Origin of the sequence: Neorhizobium sp. SHOUNA12A (genome assembly GCF_023006505.1) — a bacterium.
In the GTDB taxonomy this organism is placed as follows: Bacteria; Pseudomonadota; Alphaproteobacteria; order Rhizobiales; family Rhizobiaceae; genus Neorhizobium.
The window spans coordinates 1-1,548 of record NZ_JALBGV010000187.1 but is presented as its reverse complement, the minus strand read 5'-3'; the positions used below and the strand labels follow the sequence as shown (position 1 = coordinate 1,548).

Here is a 1,548-nt window from a genome sequence, read left to right as displayed (position 1 = left end):
TTGGGCAGATACCGTTGAAAAAGTCGGCGTTGCTGTCAGTGCGAAGTTCTGATTCACTCCTTCTAGGGATTTAGGAGGATTTTCTGATGATGGGCGAACGGATGGTAGCGCAGGAAGCGCTGTTTTACGGGTTCAGCATCGAGCGTCACGTCCCGGCGAACCATCTTCTTCGGTCTATCGACCGCTTCGTTGATCTGTCTGGTCTTCGTTCTCACTTGCGTCCTTTCTACAGCGAGATCGGGCGGCCCTCGATTGATCCAGACCTGATGATCCGGATGCTGATTGTTGGTTACTGCTTCGGCATCCGCTCGGAGCGTCGGCTGTGTGAAGAGGTTCATCTGAACCTCGCCTATCGCTGGTTTTGCAGGCTCGGCCTTGAAGGCGATGTCCCGGATCATTCGACCTTCTCCAAGAACCGGCATGGTCGTTTCCGGGATAGCGACCTGTTGCGCGAGCTGTTCGAGACGACGGTCAGGCGTTGCATTGAAGAGGGTCTTGTCGGTGGCGAAGGCTTCGCCGTCGATGCGAGCCTGATCAAGGCGGATGCCAACAAGCAGCGCTCGGCGGAGGGGTCGGAGGCGGTCGACTGGGAAGCTATGGCAGTGACCCGTCGCTCGGTTCAGGAATATCTCGATACGCTGGATGACGCAGCATGGGGTGCGGCCAGCGAAACAAAGCCGAAGTTCGTATCGAGGTCGGACCCAGCGGCTCAATGGACCGGAGCGATGAAAGGCCACGCCTTCTTTGCTTATGCTACCAACTATCTGATCGATTTGGATAATGCCGTCATCGTTGATGTCGAAGCGAGCCGTGCGATCCGGCAGGCCGAAGTCGGTGCCGCACGCACCATGATTGAACGCACTCAGGAGAGCTTCGGTCTCTATCCGGAACGGTTGGCCGCCGACAGCGCTTATGGTTCGGCAGAGATGTTAGGCTGGCTGGTGCACGAGCGCGGGATAGAGCCGCATATTCCAGTCTTCGACAAGTCCGAACGGCGTGACGGCACATTCGAACGTGCCGACTTCGCTTACGACCACAAGCGCGATCTCTATACCTGCCCTGGCGGCAAGGAGTTACGCTTGCGACAAATCACCTACAAGAACGAGCGTCCTCTCGTCGATGAAGATGGCATGGTACGTTATCGGGCCAGTAAGCTCGATTGCGATGCCTGCGCCCTAAAACCTCAATGCTGCCCGAACGCTCCAGCGCGCAAGATACCACGCTCCATCCATGAGGGCGCTCGCGACATGGCGCGTGATATAGCCAAGACCGAAGCCTATGTTACGTCGAGGCATCAGAGGAAAAAGGTCGAGATGCTTTTTGCCCACCTCAAACGCATCCTCAGACTGGATCGTCTGCGATTAAGAGGGCCGAACGGAGCGCGTGATGAATTCCACCTGGCAGCCGCAGCCCAAAACCTCCGGAAACTCGCAAAGCTGATCCCGCAACCAACGCCAAAACCGGCGTGACGGGAAATACATCTCGGCATGTCGCTACAACGGAAGCGTTCTAGCAAGATCAGCACGCGACTTTTTCAACGGTATCGGC

1 protein-coding gene is annotated in these 1,548 nt (G+C 56.9%); it reads left to right on the top strand.

Features of this window, described 5'->3' with window-relative positions; all coding sequences use genetic code 11:
• Window positions 1-86: 86 nt before the first annotated feature.
• Complete coding sequence (locus MOV63_RS32380) at window positions 87-1,469, top strand: transposase (RefSeq protein WP_247039831.1); 1,383 nt, start codon at window positions 87-89, stop codon at window positions 1,467-1,469.
• The last annotated feature ends 79 nt before the right edge of the window (window positions 1,470-1,548 follow it).